Below are 20,336 nucleotides of genomic sequence, written 5' to 3'. Positions count from 1 at the left end.
GCCATGAACAGACGACTCGTCATCCTCGATCGCGACGGCGTCATCAACGTCGATTCCGACGCGTTCATCAAGTCGCCGGACGAATGGGTCGCCATTCCCGGCAGTCTCGAAGCCATCGCGCGGCTCAATCAGGCGGGGTATCGCGTGGCGATTGCATCGAACCAGTCGGGCATCGGGCGCGGCTTGTTCGACATGGCCGCGCTCAACGCGATGCATCAGAAGATGAATCGCGCGGCCGCGGCAGTCGGCGGGCGCATCGACGCGATCTTCTACTGCCCGCATACGGCCGAAGATCAATGCGATTGCCGCAAGCCGAAGCCGGGGATGCTGCAGCAGATCATCGACCGCTTCGAGATCGATCCGGAAGATACGCCTGTCGTCGGCGATTCCCTGCGTGACCTGCAGGCGGGCGCCGCGCTCGGCTTTCCGGTACATCTCGTGCTGACCGGCAAAGGCGAGAAAACGCTCGCGGAAGGCAAGCTGCCCGCAGGCACCCTGGTTCACACGGATCTGCGCGCCTTCGCGCTCGACTTCCTCGCGCGGCATCAGGACTGATCGCCGGCCCCGTCACGACTTGCTGAGACTTCATGCGCTTCATCCGTTCGTTGTTGTTGATGCTGTACTTCGTCATGTACACGGTGCCGTATGCAATCGCCTGCTTCATCGCGTTTCCGTTCATGCGCGCCGACAAGCGCTACTGGATGGCGGCCGGCTGGTGCAAGTCGACGATCGTCGTGCTGCGTCATCTCGTCGGCATCCGCTATAGGATCGAAGGCGCTGAGAATCTGCCCGATGGCCCCGCCGTGCTCCTGTCGAAGCATCAATCCGCGTGGGAGACGCTGGCCTTTCCCGCGCTGATGCCGCGTCCGCTCTGCTATGTGTTCAAGCGCGAATTGCTGTATGTGCCGTTCTTCGGCTGGGCGCTCGGGCTGCTGAAGATGGTGCACATCGACCGCGCGCAAGGCCGCGATGCGTTCGCATCCGTCACGCGCCAGGGCCGCGCACGGATGGACGACGGCGCATGGGTCATCATGTTCCCCGAAGGCACGCGCACGCGGGTCGGCTCCCAGGGCAAGTACAAGACGGGCGGCGCGCGCTTCGCCGTCGCGACGGGCGCGCCTGTCGTGCCGATCGCGCATAACGCCGGGCACGTGTGGCCGCGCAATTCGTTCATCAAGTATCCGGGTATAGTCACGGTGTCGATCGGCAAGCCCATCGATACCGCCGGTCTCTCGCCCGAAGAAGTGAATGTGCGCGTCGAGAGCTGGATCGAAACGGAGATGCGCCGTATCGATCCGCTCGCATATGCCACGTCGAACGCGCAGCCGCAACGGGCGGGCGCTGCGGGCACGGGCCGCTGACGCGGTTCGCCTCCAGAGCTTCGAGCCGGTCGAGCCGCGTGCCCTATTCGTTCTTCTCGTCATTCCTGCGCCGGGAGCGCAAAGCCGAGCCGATGCAGAAGCCTCCCTCGCGACAGCGCCCCGCCGTCGCGCTCGATACCCTGCAACTCGATCTTCCGTTCGAGCATGCGCCCGCGACCGCGCCCGCTCCCGCGCCGCCTTCTCCACGCGGCAACGTCCCGTCTGGCGAACTGTCGAAGCCCGAGCCGCTTCCGGAAGGCGTGCGTCAGCGCCGCGTGCTGTTCGGTGCTCAGGCGCTCGACTATCGGCTGAAGCGCTCGGCACGGCGCACCATCGGCTTCTGCATCGATGCAACCGGTCTCACGATCACCGCGCCGCGCTGGGTGACGATCGCGGATATCGAAACTGCAATCGGCGACAAGCAAGGCTGGATTTTTCGGAAGCTGGCCGAGTGGCAAACGCGCGTCGAGCAGCGCGCGCTGCCGCGCATCGAATGGCAGGACGGCGCTGAGTTTCCGTTTCTCGGCAAGACGATTCGCGTGTCGCTGAATCCGTCCGCGAGCACGCCTTCGTTCGATGCCGACACCAACGTGCTCGCACTAGCCCTGCCCGCTTTCGCCGATGCGCAGCAGATCAAAGATCGCGTGCAAGGCTGGCTACAGAGCGAAGCGAAGCGCATCTTCGGCGAGCGGCTCGCGGTGTATGCCGAGAAGCTGGGCGCGGAGTATCGGGCTTACGCGCTGTCATCGGCGGCGACGCGCTGGGGCAGTTGTTCGAGCGACGGCAAGATTCGCCTCAACTGGCGGCTGATTCACTTTCCGCTGTCGATCATCGATTACGTCGTCGCGCACGAACTCGCGCATCTGCGTGAGATGAATCACAGCCCGCGTTTCTGGAAAACGGTGGAATCCATCTTTCCGGAGTTTCGCGAGGCGCGCCATACGCTCAAGCATCATCCGCCGGATCTGCTGCCTGCGTTGTAAGCCGATGAGCGCGGTCAGCGCGGGTTTGCATCGAACGGTACAATTTTGAACGAACCCGCAATGCCGGCGAGTGCGACGAGTTCAGGAATCGCGCCGCCGCGAACACAACAGGAACCTCATCATGCGACTTCTCCACACGATGCTGCGCGTCGGCGACCTGCAGCGCTCCATCGACTTTTACACCCGCATTCTCGGCATGAAGGTGCTGCGCCAGAGCGAGAACACCGAGTACAAGTACACGCTCGCGTTCGTCGGTTATGGCGATGAAAGCGAACACAGCGTGCTCGAGCTCACCTATAACTGGGGCGTCGAAAAGTACGAGATGGGCACCGCTTACGGCCACATTGCGCTGGAAGTGGATAACGCCGCCGAAGCATGCGAGCGCATCCGTAACGCGGGCGGCCGCGTCACGCGCGAAGCCGGCCCGGTGAAGGGCGGCACGACGGTGATCGCGTTCGTGGAAGATCCGGACGGCTACAAGGTCGAACTGATCGAAAAGCATTCGTGATCTGATCGATTGCTGATCGGCAAATGCTTGCGCGCTGGCGATGAGATCGCCGCGCGCATTTTTTTTCTCCCTGAATCACGCGCGCCACATCACCCTTCGATACGCGCTCGCGTCACTCCAAGCAGATCGGACATTGCGCGGCGTGCAGCCTCCGCGTCGCGTGCGACGATCGCCGAGAAGACCGCTGTATGTTCGGCCAGCGAGGCGTTGAACACTTCTGCGCGCCTGGCGTTCAGACGCAACTGTCCTTCGAGCGTCCGTTCGATGAGCACGCCCAGCGGAACGAGCAACTCGTTGCTGCAAGCGGCCAGCAGGCACAAGTGGAACTCGAGATCGGCGCGCACCCACTCGTCGACGTTCTGCGCCTCCACCATCGCGCGATGCGCTTTCTCCAGCTTGTCGAGCGCGTGTGCGTCGTGGTTGTGCGTCGCCAGCGCGGCGGCATACGGCTCGATCATCTCGCGCATTTCCTGAAGCTTGAGCGCGAAGTGCATCGGCGGAGCGACGCCCGAATACCAGTGCAGCATGTCGGCGTCGAGCAGATTCCAGGCTTCTCTCGGCCTCACGCGCGTCCCGATTTTCGGGCGAGACTGAATCATCCCCTTCGATGTCAGCGTGCGCAGCGCCTCACGTAATACCGTTCGGCTTACGCCAAACCGTTCCATCAGTTCAACTTCCCGCGGGAGAGACGAACCGGGCATGAAATCGCCGCGTAGTATGGCCGTGCCCAGTTCGTACGCCACGCGGCCATGAAGATCGCGGTGAATGATGAACTCCTTCGTCGTGCTATCGATCCGCGCGATTATCCGCCATTTCGTCGGCTGAAAGAAGGCTGCTTACGGTCAGAACAGTACTATTAATAGGTTCATTGCGCCGAGTTTGAGCTACCATAAGAGTCTCGCCAGGAGACGCTTGCATGAAAATCACAAAACTTGAAACTTTCGTTGTTCCGCCGCGTTGGTGCTTCCTCAAAATCGAGACCGATGAGGGCATTACCGGCTGGGGAGAACCCGTCGTCGAGGGACGCGCGCATACGGTGGCCGCCGCCGTCGACGAACTCTCCGACTATCTGATCGGCAAGGATCCGCGCCATATAGAAGACTTATGGCAAGTGATGTATCGCTCGGGCTTTTATCGCGGCGGTCCTATCGGTATGAGCGCGATTGCGGGCGTCGATCAGGCGCTGTGGGACATTCTCGGCAAGCATCACGGCGTGCCGATTCACGCGCTGCTCGGCGGCCAGGTCCGCGACAAGATCAAGGTGTATTCGTGGATCGGCGGCGACCGTCCGAGCGACGTCGCGAACAATGCACGGGCGGTGGTCGAACGCGGCTTCAAGGCCGTGAAAATGAACGGCTCCGAAGAGCTGCAGATGATCGACACGTTCGACAAGGTGCAGGGCGTGATCGACAACGTGCGTGCGGTGCGCGAGGCGGTCGGGCCGAACGTGGGCATCGGCGTGGACTTTCACGGACGCGTGCACAAGCCGATGGCGAAGGTGCTTGCCAGAGAACTCGATCCGTACAAGCTGATGTTCATCGAGGAACCGGTGCTGTCGGAAAACGTCGAGGCGTTGCGCGATATCGTCAATCAGACGAGCACGCCGATCGCGCTCGGCGAGCGGCTCTATTCGCGCTGGGACTTTAAGCACATTCTGGCGGGCGGTTATGTCGATATCATTCAGCCCGACGCGTCGCATGCGGGCGGGCTGACCGAATGCCGCAAGATCGCGTCGATGGCCGAAGCGTACGATGTGGCGCTCGCGCTGCACTGCCCGCTCGGACCGATCGCGCTCGCGACCTGCCTGCAGATCGACGCCGTCAGCTACAACGCGTTCATTCAGGAACAAAGCCTGGGCATCCACTACAACACGGGCAACGACCTGCTGGATTACATCAGGAATCCGGAAGTCTTCAAGTACGAAGACGGCATGGTATCGATTCCGCAAGGACCCGGGCTTGGGATCGAAGTGAATGAGGAGAAGGTGCGCGAGATGGCGAAAATCGGGCATCGCTGGCGCAATCCGGTGTGGCGTCACGCGGATGGCAGCGTCGCCGAGTGGTAACGCGCCCGGGCTAGTGCGTAAGGCGTGCTTTCACCGCGCCGCGCAGCGCGTTGGTGATGAGCACGGCTTCGGCGCGGTCGAGATCGGCTGGCATTAGCCGGCGTTCTTCCGCGCCGAGCTCTCCGATGACCACCGCGCGCATCACGCCCGGCAGCACGCCGGCGTCGATGGGCGGCGTGCACCACGTCCCGTCCAGCTTCACGAAGATGCTCGAACGGCCGCCTTCGGTGAGTTCGCCGCGCTCGTTCGTGAACAGCATGTCAAACGCGCCTTCGGTTTCGGCGGCCTTCCACGCGCGGTCGTAGTCGGCGCGGCGCGTCGTCTTGTGGCGAAGCAGCGTGTCGCGCGATGATTGCGCCGCAAAGCCGCGCTCTGACGCAAGCAGCACATTCACGGTTTCCGATGGCAACGGCGCAAGCGGTGCGCTCGTCATCGAGATGGGCCCGCGCTTGTCGAGCGCGATGCGCAATCGATACGGCTTGCCTTCATCGAAGCCCGCGCAGTGTCGCGCGACTTCGGCATCAAGCTCATGTTCGTCGAACGCAAAACCGAAATACGCCGCGCTTGCCTTCAGCCGCGCCACATGACGCGCGTAGTGGCGCACGCCTTCGCTGCGCGTGGCGTACGTCGTCTCGAAGAGTTCGAAGCCGGGGCCCGCACCGGTGAGAAAACGCGCCTTCAACAGACACTCCTCGTACTCGTTCGCGGACACGCTATCCAGCAGGATGCCCGCGCCAATGCCGAGCACGCCGCGTTCGCCCGTGGCGTCGATGACCAGCGTGCGAATCGCGACCGACAGACAGAAGTCGCCGCCCGCATCGAGCCAGCCTATTGCCCCGGTATAGAGACCGCGCGGCGTGCTTTCGATTTCATCGATGAGCTGCATCGTGCGGTACTTCGGCGCGCCGGTGATGGAGCCGCACGGAAACAGCGCGCAGATGATCGCCGCGAACGGCGTGCCGGGCACGACGCGCGCTTCGACCGTCGACGTCATCTGCCAGACGGACGCATACGGTTCGACTGAAAACAGCGCGGGTACATGCACCGACCCCGTGACCGCGACGCGCGAGATATCGTTGCGCAGCAAATCGACGATCATCACGTTTTCCGCCCGGTTCTTCGGATCGTCGTGGAGCGCGGCGGGATCGGTGTCGCGGGGCGCGGTGCCTTTCATCGGGCGGGCGCGCAGCACATCGCCCTGCTTTTCGATGAACAACTCCGGCGAACACGACACGACCGCGCGTCCGTCCGGCATCGCGATCAACGCGCCATAGCGCACCGGCTGACGCTCGCGCAGCCGTCGATACAGAGCGAGCGGCGTGCCGAACACATCGAACGCGAGCCGGTACGTGAAGTTGATCTGATACGACTCGCCGTCCACCAGCGCTTGCTGAATGGCGGCGATGGCGGCGTCGAACTCATCGCGCGTGACGCTCGGCTCGATGCCGGCCACGCCTGCCATCGACGGCGCTCCCGCATGACCGTCTTGCGCGGTCAGCCACGCGCTGGCTTCGTCATGCGACAACGCCGTGCACGCGCGAAACATCAGCACGCGCAGCGCATGATCGCCGCCGCGCCCGATTTGCCCAAACTGCAGATTGCGCCCGAATTCATAGTCGGCGACCACGACCGCATGCAAGCCGCCTTGCAGATCGCGCTCGATGCCAGCACAGACCGCATCGAGCGAGCGACCGTCTTCACAGACATGCTCGTGCGAGAAGTCCGTGTACAAACGACTCGACCGCCTTTCGGCGGTCGCGTCGCAATCGTCGAGCAGCGCGAATGCAGCGCTGCGTGCTTCGATCTTCATGGCCATGCTCGCATGATGCAGGCGCGCGTCAGTGCGACAGCGCGTCAGTCGAAGAAGCTCTTCACGCGATCGAACCAGCTTTTGCTTTGCGGGCTATGCCGCGCGCCGCCTTCCGTCAGCGACTTCTCGAACTGCTTGAGCAAGTCGCGCTGCTGCTCGGTGAGCTTGACCGGCGTTTCCACCTGCACGTGCACGTAGAGATCGCCCGCGATGCTCGACCGCAACCCCTTGATGCCCTTGCCGCGCAGACGGAACGTCTTGCCCGACTGCGTGCCTTCGGGCACCGTGAAGCTCGCGCGGCCCGCGAGCGTTGGCACTTCGATCTCGCCGCCGAGCGCCGCCGTCGTGAACGGAATCGGCATCTGGCAGTGCAGGTCGTCGCCGTCGCGCTCGAACACCGCGTGCTGCTTGATGTGGATCTCCACATACAAGTCGCCGCTCGGACCGCCGTTGATGCCCGGCTCGCCGTTGCCCGCCGAGCGGATACGCATGCCGTCGTCGATGCCGGCCGGAATCTTCACTTCCAGCGTCTTCGTTTCCTTCACCTTGCCCGCGCCGTGGCAGTTCGTGCAGGGGTCGGGAACGTAAGTGCCGCTGCCGTGACACTTCGGACACGTCTGCTGGATGCTGAAAAAGCCCTGCGACATCCGCACCTGGCCCTGTCCGTGACAGGTCGGGCAGGTTTCCGGCTTCGTACCCGGCTTCGCGCCCGAACCGTGACAGACGTTGCAGTTGCTCCAGCTCGGCACGCGAATCTGCGTGTCGTAACCGTGCGCCGCCTGCTCCAGCGTGATCTCCATGCTGTAGCGCAGGTCTGCGCCGCGATACACCTGCGGGCCGCCGCGTCCGCCGCGCGCACCCGCGCCCGCGCCCGCTGCCTGTCCGAAGATGTCGCCGAAGATATCGCCGAAGGCATCGGCAAAACCGCCGAAGCCTTGCGCACCCGCGCCCGCCATGTTCGGATCGACGCCCGCGTGACCGTACTGGTCGTAAGCGGCGCGCTTCTGCTGATCGGAGAGCATCTCGTAGGCTTCTTTCGCCTCCTTGAAGTTCTCCTCCGCTTTCTTGTTGTCCGGATTGCGGTCAGGGTGATACTTCATCGCGAGCTTGCGATACGCCTTCTTGATCTCGTCGTCGCTCGCGTTCTTCGCGACGCCCAGAACGTCGTAGTAATCCCGTTTCGCCATGTCGGTTCCATGCCGCCGCGCTTGGCCGCGACGGTTCCTCTCAGATGCCTCGGGTCAAACGACCCGCGCGTAACCTCTGACGCCCCGCTCTTGTATGCCACTCCCGAGCAGGACGCCCCAAAAAAGCAACGTGCCCGGGGAGCCGAAAAGCTCGCCAGGCGCGTTCCACGTCAGACGCTCGACGCGTCCCGGTCCTGTTCGCGCCGATGCATCGCGCGAAAGACCGCGGGCGCGTGAACGTTGCCATCCACGCGCCCTGCGGCTTAGTCCTTCTTCACTTCCTTGAAGTCGGCGTCGACGACGTCGTCATGCTGCTGGCTCGCACCAGCCGATGCCGACGAAGCCGCATCCGCGCCGGCCGCACCCGCTGCCGCACCAGCCGCACCTTGCTGCGCCTGCATGTCGGCGTACATCTTTTCGCCGAGCTTCTGCGAAGCCTGAGCCAGCGCCTCGACCTTCGCTTCGATCGTGGCCTTGTCGCTCGAGCTGTTCTTCAGCGCGTCTTCGAGGTCCTTCAGCGCCGCTTCGATCTTTTCCTTCTCCGAAGCGTCGACCTTGTCGCCATACTCGGCAACCGCCTTCTTCGTGCTGTGGACCAGCGCGTCGCCCTGGTTGCGGGCATCGGCCAGTTCGCGCAGCTTGTGATCTTCCTCGGCGTTGGCTTCGGCGTCCTTCACCATCTTGTCGATTTCGGCGTCCGTCAGACCCGAGTTCGCCTTGATGGTGATCTTGTTCTCCTTGCCCGTCGCCTTGTCCTTCGCGCCGACGTGCAGAATGCCGTTCGCGTCGATGTCGAAGGTCACTTCGATCTGCGGCACGCCGCGCGGTGCGGGCGGAATGCCTTCGAGGTTGAATTCGCCGAGCAGCTTGTTGCCCGCGGCCATTTCACGCTCGCCCTGGAACACCTTGATCGTCACGGCGCCCTGGTTGTCGTCCGCCGTCGAATACACTTGCGCGTGCTTCGTCGGGATGGTCGTGTTCTTGTTGATCATCTTCGTCATCACGCCGCCGAGCGTTTCGATGCCGAGCGACAAAGGCGTCACGTCGAGCAGCAGAACGTCCTTGCGGTCGCCCGACAGAACCTGACCTTGAATCGCGGCGCCCACGGCCACGGCTTCGTCGGGGTTCACGTCACGGCGCGGTTCCTTGCCGAAGAATTCCTTCACCTTCTCCTGCACCTTCGGCATACGCGTCATGCCGCCGACGAGGATCACGTCGTCGATGTCGCCGACCTTCACGCCCGCGTCCTTGATCGCGATGCGGCACGGTTCGATCGTGCGCTCGATCAGCTCTTCGACGAGCGCTTCCAGCTTGGCGCGCGTGAACTTGAGGTTCAAGTGCTTCGGACCCGACGCGTCGGCCGTGATGTACGGCAGGTTGATGTCGGTCTGAGCCGTCGACGACAGTTCGATCTTCGCCTTCTCAGCCGCTTCCTTCAGGCGTTGCAGCGCGAGCACGTCCTTCGACAGGTCGACGCCCTGCTCTTTCTTGAACTCGCCGATGATGTAATCGATGATGCGCTGGTCGAAGTCTTCACCGCCGAGGAACGTGTCGCCGTTGGTCGACAGCACTTCGAACTGCATTTCGCCGTCCACATCCGCGATTTCGATGATCGAGATGTCGAACGTGCCGCCGCCGAGGTCGAACACGGCGATCTTGCGGTCGCCCTTTTCGGCCTTGTCGAGACCGAACGCGAGCGCGGCTGCCGTCGGCTCGTTGATGATGCGCTTGACTTCCAGACCGGCGATGCGGCCCGCGTCCTTGGTTGCCTGACGCTGGCTGTCGTTGAAGTACGCCGGAACCGTGATGACGGCTTCCGTCACCGGCTCGCCGAGGTAGTCTTCAGCGGTCTTCTTCATCTTGCGCAGCACTTCAGCCGACACTTGCGACGGCGCGAGACTCTTGCCGTGCGCTTCGACCCATGCGTCGCCGTTGTCGTGCTTGACGATCTTGTAGGGCATCAGGTTGATGTCCTTCTGCACTTCCTTCTCGTCGAAGCGGCGGCCGATCAGGCGCTTCACCGCGTACAGCGTGTTCCGCGGGTTCGTGACCGACTGACGCTTTGCAGGCGCGCCGACGAGAATCTCGTTGTCGTCCATGTACGCGATGATCGACGGCGTGGTGCGCGCGCCTTCCGAGTTCTCGATGACCTTGACCTGATTGCCTTCCATCAGCGCCACGCACGAATTCGTGGTGCCGAGGTCGATGCCGATGATTCTGCCCATTTTTTATACTCTCCTAGCTTTGATCGCTTTGGCGCTGCGGCCGGAACACGCCGGCTTTTGCGGCCGATTCAACGGGCCGAACGCCCAAAATTCATACCTGTACGCAAGATAGGAGCGCCGGTTTCGTTTTCAAGACCCTGAATGCGATGCGGTCTATAACTTTTTCGATTCCCTGCCGCTTCTTGCGCCTAAATCCCCGCTGCGGCGACTTTTTCGCGCGCCGCCTTTACTGCCGCCTCGAACTGCGCGATGCCGTGCCAGCCGGTCGCCCGCCCGAGCCGCTTGCCCCGATGAAAGAAGAACCACGTCGGCACGCCATGCAGCAGGAAACGGTGGCCAAGCTCGCGATGCTCGTAGACATTGCTGTGGAACCACTTGAGTCCGAGCGCGCGGATGGCGTCGGGCTGCGCGAGCATCGCTTTCTTGGCGATTTCGCAGTTGAAGCAGTCGAGGCCCCAGAAGAACACCACGGCCAGTTCGTCTCCCGCTGACGCCAGACCGGCGTCGAAGCCGGCAGCGTCGAGCTCCTGCATACCGAATTCGGAGAATGCGGTGGCATCGACGGGAGTGTTGGCCATGAACGAGTCTCGCGGCTGTTTATTTACTTCGGTGCGGCGACGGTCACGAGCGCCGGACGCAGCACGCGGTCCGCGATGATGTAGCCCTTCTGCAGAACGGCCACGACGGTGTTCGGCTCCTGGTCCGCCGGCACCATGGAAATGGCCTGATGGCGATGCGGATCGAACTTTTCGCCGACCGGATTCAACGCGATGACGCGGCCTTTCTCCAGTGCGCTGGAAAGCTGGCGCAGCGTCAGGTCGACGCCCTCGCGCACTTTCGCGACGTCCGTGGACTGGTCGGCCAGCGCCGCTTCGAGGCTGTCGAGCACCGGCAGCAGATTTTCCGCGAAGTTTTCAATCGCGAACTTGTGAGCCTTGGCCACGTCTTCCTGAGCGCGGCGGCGCACGTTCTCCGTTTCCGCCTTGGCGCGGAGGAATTCTTCCTGCAACGCGGCCACCTTGGCCTGCGCTTCGGCGAGCGCCGCTTCGCTCCCATTCGGAGCGGCTTGCGTTGCTGCGTCGCCGGTTGCCTGCGTTTCCGGCGCGGCTTGGGTGGTCGCCTGAGTCGGATCGGCGGCCTGGCGCGCGGTTTCGTCGGCGGGCGTCGGGTTCTGGCTCGCTGAATTCTCTTGCGTGTTTTCCATGTCGCTTAATGTTATTTCTGTGAGTGAGTCGGATGAGAAGCGCGGCCACTGCTGCATCGGGCCGCGCTTCGTAGCACTAGCGGCGGAATTTGGGGCGCCAGAAGCATTTTCAAGGCTTCTTACGACGAATTTTGTACGCTGGACACCACAGCGCGCCGAGCCGGAAACAGCCGGTAACGCACGCCGGCGAGAAACACATTGAGCGTAGCGATGCCGTCGCCTACACTTCGAAAAGGCATCGCAGGAAGCACGTTTACCCTTATCCTACGAATGCTTCAAACCGCTTACGCCTCGCCCGTTTCCTGACCTTGTCCGGTTGAAAGACCGCTCAGCCCGCATAGCCGGGGGTACCATGAAACTGACCTTTGCTGTCGCGGTGGTCGCCCTGGTACTCACCGCGGGCACGACCACCATCTGCTTGTCCGGTGCACTGACCGCACGTAACACCGAGTACGGCGGCGTACATGCGACCCTGGAGGAGTTCTTTACTCCGAGCCAGAAAACTTATCGATGATGCGGCGATCCCGCTTCGTCGGCCTGCCCTGCATGCCGGCCGCCGGCTCGCGATACGTCTTGCGGCGTTCGGCTTCCGCGAGCCGCTTCGTGCGGCCTTCTTCGGTCTCGGCGTAGAGCGTCTGCGCAACCGGCGCGGGGCCGCGCACGTCGCAAAGGCCGAGCACTTCGATCTGCCAGACAATCCGCTCGATATCGATCTCGACGATATCGCCCACGCGCACGTCCTTCGACGGCTTCACGTTCGCGCCGCCGATCCTGACGCGGCCCTTTTCCACCGCATCGCTCGCGAGGGAGCGCGTCTTGAAAAAGCGCGCCGCCCATAGCCATTTGTCGATGCGCAAACGCGCGCCGGGTTCCGTCGAAATCTTGTAGTTCATGGCGATTCTCTTGCGATGACCGGGTTCAGGCGGCGACCGTCACCGGCTGCGCGCCCTGCACGGGCCATCCTTGCAGATGTTGTGCCGCAATCTCGCCGAGCGCCTTGATCCATGCCGGCGATGCGTTCAGGCAAGGAATCCGGTGGAACTGCTTGCCGCCCGCCTTCAGAAATTCGTCGCGCACCTCGATGCCGATTTCCTCGATCGTCTCGAGGCAATCCGCCGTGAAGCCGGGGCAAAACACGTCGACGCGCCCGACGCCGGCTGCGCCCAGTTCCGCCAGCGTCGGCGCAGTGTAGGGCTGCAGCCATTCCGCGCGGCCGAAGCGCGACTGGAACGTCACGCGGCATTCGACCGGCGTAAGTCCAAGCGCCGCAGCCAGCAGCGAACCGGTCAACTGGCACTGGTCGTGATAAGGGTCGCCGAGGTCCATCGTGCGCTTGGGCACACCGTGGAAACTGAGCACGAGCTTGTCGCCGGCGGAGAAGTCCGGCTGGCCGTGAACGCGCCAGTATTCGCGCACCTGCTCGGCGAGCGCGGAGATATACGCCGGATGATCCGCGTAATGACGAATCGTGCGGATTTCCGGCTGGTTACGTACGCGCTTGAGCGCCGTGAAGGCGTCGTCGAACGCGGTGGCGGTCGTCGACGACGAGTATTGCGGATACATCGGCACGAGAAGAATGCGGTCCGCGCCTTCGAGCTTCATCTGATTGAGCATTGCGCCGATGCCCGGCGTGCCGTAGCGCATCGCGTAATCGACGATCACGTGATAGTCGTTCGCCGCAAAAAGCCGCCGCAGCTGTTCGACCTGCTTTTCCGTGTACACGCGCAACGGCGAGCCTTCCGGCAGCCAGACCTGTGCGTACTTCTTCGCCGACGCACGGCTGCGAAACGGCAGGATGGCGCCGCGCAGAATGATCTGCCAGATGAACGACGGAATTTCGACGACGCGCGGGTCCGACAGAAACTGCGCCAGATATTTGCGCACCGCTCGCGGCGTGGGCGCGTCCGGCGTGCCGAGATTGATCAGCAGCACAGCGACGCGATGTGAAGCGCTGGGCTGCGAAGGCAACTCGAGGTCGAAACGCATAGGGCAAGGCGGCCGGAAGGCATCGAAAGGTGACGGTCATTATAGCGGCGCGTTCCGGCGCGCATCATTGGCCGAATGGCCTAGTGGCGGCGCGCCTCGACGACGCGGCATGATGCACGGAAGTGCCGCGCTGCTGCTCGTGATTGCGGGTTGAGGCTGCTTACTGCTGACTGAGCGACATCGACAGCAGCCGCGCGGTGATGTCGACGATGGGAATCACGCGGTTGTAGGCCATGCGCGTCGGGCCGATCACGCCGAGTGTGCCGACAATCTTGCCGTTCACTTCGTACGGCGCGGTCACGACGCTCATTTCCTCGATCGGCACGAGATTCGACTCGCCGCCGATGAAAATTTGCACGCCTTGCGCGTGGCTCGACACATCCAGCAATTGCAGGAGGCTCGTCTTTTGATCGAACAAGTCGAAGAGTTTGCGCAGGCGCGCCATGTCGGAAGACAGATCCGCCACTTCCAGCAGGTTGCGCTCGCCGGAAATCAGCACCGTTTCGCCGGGATCGGCTTCCGCCGTGCTCGCGACGACCGCCGCCTGCATCAGCGTGGTCATGTCGCCGCGCAACTGGTCGATTTCCTCGCGCAGCCGGCGGCGCACTTCGTCGAAGGACAGGCCCGCAAAATGCGCGTTGATGTAATTGGAGGCTTCGGTGAGTTGCGAGGGCGAGTAGTCGCGCTGCGTCGCCATCATGCGGTTCTGCACGTCGCCCTCGGGGGTCACGATGATCAGCAGAATGCGCTTGTCCGACAGCCGCATGAATTCGATCTGCTTGAACATGTGACTGCGGCGCGGCGTGAGCACCACGCCGGCGAACGACGACAGGCTCGACAGCACGCTCGCCGCCGCGGCGACGATTTTCTGCGGCTCCTGGCCTTGCAGCCGCGTCTTGACCGCGGTGGTCATCGCTTCGTCCTGCGGTGCCTCGACGGTCAGCATGGTATCGACGAACAGCCGGTAGCCGCGCGGCGTCGGAATGCGGCCTGCCGACGTATGCGGACTCGCGACGAGGCCCAGGTCTTCCAGGTCCGACATGACGTTGCGGATGGTCGCGGGGCTGAGTTCGAGACCGGAATGCCGTGATAACGTGCGCGAACCGACCGGCTGACCTTCGGCGATGTAGCGCTCGATCAGCGTCTTGAGGAGGGTTTGTGCACGTGGGTCTAGCATGGGCAAATTTTAGCGCAACGTGTCGGGGCGCGACGACCGCCGCCGCTTCGATGTCACGAGCGCAAGCACGCGTGACCCGTTCAATGTCTGTTCCATTCTATCGAGAAACGAACCGTGCGCCGACGTCGCGGCATGTCGTCCGTCGCTGCGGGCGGCCCCGGTTCTTTTCGCCCTCCACCTATGGTGTAATGCCGGCATGGAAATTGGCCAATTCAAGACCGTCGCTCTCGTCGGGCGAACCAATACACCCGGTATCGAGGCGCCGCTGAGATCCCTTGCGGAGCACATTGCGAACCAGGGGTTCGAAGTCGTGTTCGAAGAAGGCACCGCGAAAGACGTGGGCGTGACGGAGTACCCAGCGTTGTCCATCGCGGCGATCGGCGCGCGCGCGGACGTCGCGGTCGTGCTCGGCGGCGACGGCACCATGCTCGGCGTCGGCCGGCAGCTTGCGCCGTACAAGACGCCGCTCATCGGCGTGAATCACGGGCGGCTCGGGTTCATCACGGATATTCCGCTCGCCGAGATGCGCGAGCGGGTGCCGCAGATGCTCGCGGGCCAGTTCGAACGCGAGGAGCGCACGCTGCTCGAAGCGCGCATCGTGCGTAACGACAAGCCGATCTACCACGCGCTCGCCTTCAACGATGTCGTCGTGAATCGCAGCGGCTTTTCCGGCATGGCCGAGCTGCGCGTCTCCGTCGACGGTCACTTCATGTACAACCAGCGCTCGGACGGGTTGATCGTCGCGACGCCGACCGGCTCCACGGCGTATGCGCTGTCGTCCGCCGGGCCGATACTGCATCCGCAACTGCAAGGCTTCGTGCTGGTGCCGATTGCGCCGCATTCGCTGTCGAACCGGCCGATCGTCTTGCCCGACGATTCGAAGGTCACGATTCAGATCATCGGCGGCCGGGACGTCAACGTGAATTTCGACATGCAGTCGTTCACCGCCGTCGAACTGAACGACGCCATCGAAGTGCGGCGCTCGCGCCATACCGTGCCGGTGCTGCATCCGGTCGGCTACAGCACGTACGCCACGCTGCGCAGGAAACTGCACTGGAACGAGCATCCCTCGCAGGACTCGTCCGTCTGACGCAATCTCGCTGAACCCTCATCCCGAAGCGTCCATGCTCCGTCATCTCTCTATTCGAGACTTCGTTATCGTTGCCGCGCTCGACATCGAATTCGATTCGGGCTTCACGGTTTTTTCGGGTGAAACCGGCGCGGGCAAGTCGATCCTGATCGACGCCCTCGCCCTCACGCTCGGCGCACGCGCCGACGCGAGCGTCGTGCGAACCGGCGAGGCGCGCGCGGACATCACCGCCGAATTCGGCACGCACGCGCAAGCCGCGCGCTGGCTGGACGAGCACGCGCTTTCGCAGGATGGCGATACGGTGATGCTGCGTCGCGTCATCGATTCCAGCGGACGCTCGCGGGCGTTCATCAACGGGACGCCGGCGACGCTTGCGCAACTGCGAGAAGTCGGAGAGATGCTCGTCGATATTCACGGCCAGCACGCTCATCAGCTATTGATGCGGCCGGATGCCCAGCGAGAGCTTTTCGACACGCACGCCGGCATCACCGATACCGCGAATGCGGTGAGCCGTGCCTGGCGGACGTATCGCGAAGCGCAGCAGGCCGTCGACGCCGCGCAGAGCCGCGATCGCGAGCTGCAACTGGAGCGGGAGCGTCTCGCGTGGCAGTTGAGCGAATTCGACAAGCTCGCGCCGCAGCCCGGCGAGTGGGAGGAAGTGAGCGCGGAGCATCATCGGCTGTCGCATTCGGCGAGTCTGATCGACGGCGTGCAGAGCGCCCTCGGCGCGCTTTCGGAATCCGACGAGGCGATGATCTCGCAGCTTGGCGCGATCACGTCGAAATTGCGCAGCCTCGCGGATATCGATCCGGCGTTGACCGACGTGCTGGCATCGCTCGAACCCGCCGAGATTCAATTGCAGGAAGCGGCTTATTCGCTGTCGCACTATGCGCAGCGTCTGGAGCTCGATCCGGACCGGCTCGCGCAAGTCGAAAGGCGCATGGAGCAATTGCATTCGACGGCGCGCAAGTTCCGCCTGCAGCCGGAAACGCTGCCTGAAGAACACGAAACGCGCCGCCGCCAGTTGGCCGAACTGGACGCCGCAGCCGATCTCGACGCCCTCAACGCCGCAGCGGACAGGGCGAAGGAAGCCTATCTCGCCGAAGCGAAAGTGCTGTCGAAGGCGCGCGCGAAGGCGGCCAAGGCGCTGTCGAAAGCGGTCACGGAAGGCATGCAGGAACTGTCGATGGCGGGCGGCAGCTTCGACGTCGCGCTCGTGCCGCTCGCGGAAGGCGGCGCGAACGGGCTGGAGCAGATCGAATTCCGCGTTGCCGGTCACGCGGGCGTGGCGCTGCGCCCGCTGGCGAAGGTCGCGTCGGGCGGCGAGCTTGCGCGGATCAGCCTGGCGCTCGCGGTGATTGCCAGCACCGCCAGCCCGACGCCGACGCTGATCTTCGACGAAGTGGATACGGGCATTGGCGGCGGCGTGGCGGAAGTGGTCGGGCGGCTGCTGCATCAGCTCGGGCGCGACCGTCAGGTGTTGTGCGTCACGCACTTGCCGCAAGTGGCGGCGCGCGGCGATCAGCATTTTCAGGTGGCGAAGTCGTCCGACGATGCGGGCGGCACCGTCAGCACGGTTACGCCGCTCGACAAGGCGAGGCGCATCGAAGAAGTCGCGCGGATGCTCGGCGGCATCGAAATCACCGCGACGACGCGCAAGCATGCGAAGGAGATGTTGGCGGCGTAAGGCGTGAGGCGGAGGCGGCACGAATATCCCGCTACCGTCCAGCTCCCTACTCAGTCCCTTCCGCGAACACGCTCCTCCACAACCTCGTCACTGCCTCCCGCTCCTCGCGCACGCTTTCCGGATCGACCCGCGCCTTTTCCATCCCGTCGAGCCGCAGCGTGTGCTGCAGCTTCCGGTAACGCCGATACGCCGCGCCGATCGTTTCCGCCTCGTCGGCGGCGATGAGTCCGCTGCGCGCCGCAATCTTCAGCAGCGTGATATTCCCCGCATTGCGCACAAACTCGCGATGCGTCCGCGCATGCAGCAGCACCCAGTACTGCACGATGAACTCGATATCGACCATGCCGCCACGATCGTGCTTCAGATCGAACAATTCCGTGCGATTTGGATGCCCCGCCAGCACGCGCTCGCGCATCGCGACGATCTCGCGTGCGAGCGCCGCAGCATCGCGCTCGGTGTCGAGCACGTCGGCGCGAATGGATTCGAACTGCGCGCCGATGTCCGCATCGCCCGCGCTGAAACGCGCCCGCGACAGCGCCTGATGCTCCCACACCCACGCGGTATTGGCCGCATCGCCTTCGCGAATCTGATAGCGGCGGAACGCGTCGAGGCTCGTCACGAGAAAGCCCGATTCGCCATTCGGCCGCAGCCGCAAGTCCACGTCGAAGAGCGTGCCCGCGCCGGTCGACGCCGTGAGCCACGTGATGAGGCGGCGCGCGAACATCGCGTAGATGTCGGCGGCGGCATCGTCGGGGTCGTCGTAGAGAAAGATGATGTCCAGGTCCGACGCGTAGCCGAGTTCCTTGCCGCCCAGCTTCCCATACGCGATGACCGAAAAGCGCGGCGTCTCGCGATGCCGCTTCGGGAACTGCTTCCACACTGTCTGCACGGTGACGTCGAGCACGGCGTCGGCGAGTTCCGAGAGCCGGTCGCTCACGTGCTCGACACTCAGCCGCCCGGCCAGATCGATCAGCAGAATGCGGAACACTTCGGCCTGATGCGCGTGCCGCAGCAAGTCCATCTGATGCTCGGCATCCTCGGCGGCGGTGAGACGCGCCAGCAGCGAGCGTTTGAATTCGGGCCAGTCGAACGGGCTCGCGATGGCTTCGTCGTCGAGCAATTCATCGAGCAATTGCGGATGGCGGATCAGATAACCCGCCGCCCATCGCGAGCCCGACAGCACCGACAGCACGCGATCCAGCGCCGCCGGATATTCCGTCAACAGCGCGAGATACGCGCCGCGCCTGGCCGTGGCTTCGAGCAGATCGAACAGACGCGCGATGGTGTCGCCGCGACGCGCAGGGTCGATCGACTGCACCGCTTCGAGCGCGCGCTGCGCGACGATATCGAAGCGCTCGCGGCTTCTCTCGGGCAAGCCGGCGTAGCGCGATGAATTCCACACGCCGGTCAGCCGCGCGAGCACCGGCGACGGGTCCGCGAAGCCCAGTTCCTTCAGGCGAGAGGCGAGTTCTTCCTGCGCGGAATCGTCGGCGAGGGCGCTGCTCCAGATCCACGATGCCGCTGAATCGTCGGCCACGCCGCAGCCGTTTTCGCCGCTGACTTTGTCGGCGAAGATCGCATCGAACTGCTGTTCGACGAACTCGCGATGCGCATCCAGCTTCGTCATCAGCGCCGCGTAATCCGCGAAGCCGAGCGACGACGCGAGCAGCGCGCGCTCGTCGTCGGCGACGGGCATCGCATGCGTCTGCGCGTCGTTGCGATACTGCAGCCGATGCTCGACCGTCCGCAGAAACCGATACGCGTCGGTGAGCCCATCGCGCACGGCGGTCGAAACGAGTCCATGCGCCTCCGCGCGCTCGAGCACCGCGAGCGTCGGCCGGATACGAAAATCCGCAGCCTGTCCGCCGCGAATCAACTGGAACACCTGCGCGCTGAACTCGATTTCGCGAATGCCGCCGCGCCCGAGCTTGATGTCGTCGGCCTTGTCGGGGCGCATCGACGCGCGCCGCCGCGCTTCCTGGCGAATCTGCTGATGCAGCGAACGAATCGCCGCGATCACGCCGTAATCGAGATAGCGGCGATAGATGAACGGCGTCGCGATGGACTCGAGCTGCTTCGCGAGCCGTTGCGCGGAATCGCTCTCGCGCTCGGAAACGAGCCGCGCCTTGATCCACGCATAACGCTCCCATTCGCGGCCCTGCACGTAGAAATACTCCTCGAGCATGCCGAGGCTGCAGACGAGCGGACCGGAATCGCCATTCGGGCGCAGCCGCATGTCCACGCGAAACACGTAGCCGTCCTCGGTGAGTTCCGCCAGCGCGCCGATCAGCCGCCGTCCAAGCCGCGTGAAAAACTCCTGCGTCGTCAGCGGGGAGCGCTTGCCGCCCGCCGTTTCGCCGTCCTCTTCGTAGACAAAGATAAGGTCGATATCCGACGACGCATTCAGTTCGCGCCCGCCGAGCTTCCCCATGCCGACGACGCCGAGCGTCAGCCGTTCCCCGTCCGGTCCGCGCGGTTCGCCAAATAGCGCTTCCAGATCCGCCGACAACACCGCGAGCGCGCGTTGAATCGTGACTTCGGCGAGGTCCGTCATTGCGCCGGTGACTTCGGCGACATCGGCCGCGCCCGACAGATCGCGTTCCATCACGGTGCAGAAAACATCGGTGCGCAGCCGGCGCAACGCGGTCTTCAGCGCGGCTTCGTCGAGCGCGCCGCTTTCGCCACAACGCGTGCAGAGTTCCTCGAAACGCGCTTCGATCCATTCGCGCGTGACGGGCGTCTGCGCCCACTGCGCCACGAGCGCCGCGAGTTCGGGACGCGCCGCATAAACACGCGCCGCATAGTTGGAGTAGCCGGAACTGCGCAGAGTCACATCGGTCATGAATGGTTAGGCTCGCTCGTTGCTTTGGGTCGTTTGCTGCTTGCCGATGCCGTCGCCCGGCTGCACCGCCGGGCCTCGCCGGCTTCGCCGCGAGGCTTGCGGGACGCGGCTTTCCGGGCTTTTTCGAGTGTGCGGGCGAAGCCGTCCACGACATACCGTGTGTTACATTGCAGCGTCAAACACGCAAAACTACCATATCGCCGAACAGCCG

Annotated in this window: 18 protein-coding genes; 8 read left to right on the top strand and 10 right to left on the bottom strand. The window is 63.8% G+C overall.

The genetic code is table 11. From position 1 onward, the window contains the following. The first annotated feature begins 3 nt into the window (after positions 1-3). From gmhB to gloA, 4 genes are all read left to right on the top strand, one after another. The gene (gene gmhB, locus AB6804_RS23955; protein WP_035961503.1) at positions 4-555 is read left to right on the top strand and encodes a D-glycero-beta-D-manno-heptose 1,7-bisphosphate 7-phosphatase; all 552 of its coding nucleotides are present in this window, start codon (positions 4-6) and stop codon (positions 553-555) included. A 32-nt stretch (positions 556-587) separates the two neighbouring features. Beyond that, on the top strand, positions 588-1,361 hold the full coding sequence (locus AB6804_RS23950; RefSeq protein WP_035961505.1) for a 1-acyl-sn-glycerol-3-phosphate acyltransferase: 774 nt from the start codon (positions 588-590) through the stop codon (positions 1,359-1,361). Between the two features lie 92 nt (positions 1,362-1,453). Then, positions 1,454-2,344 (top strand): M48 family metallopeptidase, encoded by an 891-nt coding sequence (locus AB6804_RS23945; RefSeq protein WP_370888603.1) that lies wholly within the window; start codon positions 1,454-1,456, stop codon positions 2,342-2,344. A 121-nt stretch (positions 2,345-2,465) separates the two neighbouring features. After that, the gene (gene gloA, locus AB6804_RS23940; RefSeq protein WP_370888602.1) at positions 2,466-2,852 is read left to right on the top strand and encodes a lactoylglutathione lyase; all 387 of its coding nucleotides are present in this window, start codon (positions 2,466-2,468) and stop codon (positions 2,850-2,852) included. Positions 2,853-2,941: 89 nt separating this feature from the next. Here the strand turns inward: gloA and AB6804_RS23935 are convergent, their stop codons facing one another. Continuing rightward, positions 2,942-3,658 carry a FadR/GntR family transcriptional regulator gene (locus tag AB6804_RS23935; protein ID WP_370888632.1) on the bottom strand — a complete coding sequence of 239 codons (717 nt, stop codon included), beginning with the start codon at positions 3,656-3,658 and terminating at the stop codon, positions 2,942-2,944. Positions 3,659-3,768: 110 nt separating this feature from the next. Between AB6804_RS23935 and dgoD the strand changes: the two genes are divergently transcribed. Beyond that, the gene (dgoD, locus tag AB6804_RS23930; RefSeq protein ID WP_370888601.1) at positions 3,769-4,917 is read left to right on the top strand and encodes a galactonate dehydratase; all 1,149 of its coding nucleotides are present in this window, start codon (positions 3,769-3,771) and stop codon (positions 4,915-4,917) included. Between the two features lie 10 nt (positions 4,918-4,927). Here dgoD and pabB read toward each other — a convergent pair whose 3' ends face one another. From pabB to grpE, 5 genes are all read right to left on the bottom strand, one after another. Next, positions 4,928-6,733, bottom strand: a complete 1,806-nt coding sequence (gene pabB, locus AB6804_RS23925; protein WP_370888600.1) for an aminodeoxychorismate synthase component I — start codon at positions 6,731-6,733, stop codon at positions 4,928-4,930. Positions 6,734-6,771: 38 nt separating this feature from the next. Then, a complete protein-coding gene (dnaJ, locus tag AB6804_RS23920; protein WP_035961517.1) occupies positions 6,772-7,914 on the bottom strand; it encodes a molecular chaperone DnaJ in 1,143 nt (380 codons plus the stop codon). Positions 7,915-8,177: 263 nt separating this feature from the next. Beyond that, the gene (dnaK, locus tag AB6804_RS23915; protein ID WP_370888599.1) at positions 8,178-10,139 is read right to left on the bottom strand and encodes a molecular chaperone DnaK; all 1,962 of its coding nucleotides are present in this window, start codon (positions 10,137-10,139) and stop codon (positions 8,178-8,180) included. A 188-nt stretch (positions 10,140-10,327) separates the two neighbouring features. Then, positions 10,328-10,717, bottom strand: coding sequence for a thioredoxin family protein (locus AB6804_RS23910; protein ID WP_370888598.1), 390 nt, complete (start codon positions 10,715-10,717; stop codon positions 10,328-10,330). Between the two features lie 23 nt (positions 10,718-10,740). After that, positions 10,741-11,343: a nucleotide exchange factor GrpE gene (grpE, locus tag AB6804_RS23905; protein WP_370888597.1), complete on the bottom strand. Its 603-nt coding sequence runs from the start codon at positions 11,341-11,343 to the stop codon at positions 10,741-10,743. A 352-nt stretch (positions 11,344-11,695) separates the two neighbouring features. On the opposite strand from grpE, the gene AB6804_RS23900 reads away from it, so the two are divergent. Next, positions 11,696-11,857, top strand: a complete 162-nt coding sequence (locus tag AB6804_RS23900; protein WP_370888596.1) for a hypothetical protein — start codon at positions 11,696-11,698, stop codon at positions 11,855-11,857. Here the strand turns inward: AB6804_RS23900 and AB6804_RS23895 are convergent. The 3 genes from AB6804_RS23895 to hrcA form a co-directional block, all read right to left on the bottom strand. Beyond that, a complete protein-coding gene (locus tag AB6804_RS23895) occupies positions 11,829-12,236 on the bottom strand; it encodes an RNA-binding S4 domain-containing protein (protein WP_370888595.1) in 408 nt (135 codons plus the stop codon). The two genes, AB6804_RS23900 and AB6804_RS23895, sit on opposite strands and share 29 nt — an antisense overlap. A 25-nt stretch (positions 12,237-12,261) precedes the next feature. Then, entirely contained in the window at positions 12,262-13,329 is a 1,068-nt protein-coding gene (gene hemH / locus AB6804_RS23890) for a ferrochelatase (protein WP_035961533.1), read from the bottom strand. 160 nt (positions 13,330-13,489) lie between these two features. Next, positions 13,490-14,506, bottom strand: a complete 1,017-nt coding sequence (gene hrcA, locus AB6804_RS23885; RefSeq protein WP_035961537.1) for a heat-inducible transcriptional repressor HrcA — start codon at positions 14,504-14,506, stop codon at positions 13,490-13,492. A gap of 196 nt (positions 14,507-14,702) precedes the next feature. Here hrcA and AB6804_RS23880 point away from each other — a divergent pair, with 196 nt between their 5' ends. After that, positions 14,703-15,596 carry an NAD kinase gene (locus AB6804_RS23880; protein WP_370888594.1) on the top strand — a complete coding sequence of 298 codons (894 nt, stop codon included), beginning with the start codon at positions 14,703-14,705 and terminating at the stop codon, positions 15,594-15,596. Between the two features lie 34 nt (positions 15,597-15,630). Continuing rightward, positions 15,631-17,283, top strand: coding sequence for a DNA repair protein RecN (gene recN / locus AB6804_RS23875; protein WP_370888593.1), 1,653 nt, complete (start codon positions 15,631-15,633; stop codon positions 17,281-17,283). 46 nt (positions 17,284-17,329) lie between these two features. Here the strand turns inward: recN and glnE are convergent, their stop codons facing one another. Continuing rightward, complete coding sequence (gene glnE, locus AB6804_RS23870) at positions 17,330-20,125, bottom strand: bifunctional [glutamate--ammonia ligase]-adenylyl-L-tyrosine phosphorylase/[glutamate--ammonia-ligase] adenylyltransferase (RefSeq protein WP_370888592.1); 2,796 nt, start codon at positions 20,123-20,125, stop codon at positions 17,330-17,332. Between the last annotated feature and the right edge of the window lie 211 nt (positions 20,126-20,336).

Origin of the sequence: Caballeronia sp. RCC_10 (assembly GCF_041360715.1) — a bacterium.
In the GTDB taxonomy this organism is placed as follows: Bacteria; Pseudomonadota; Gammaproteobacteria; order Burkholderiales; family Burkholderiaceae; genus Caballeronia; species Caballeronia grimmiae.
This window is presented reverse-complemented; position numbering and strand designations above follow the sequence as displayed.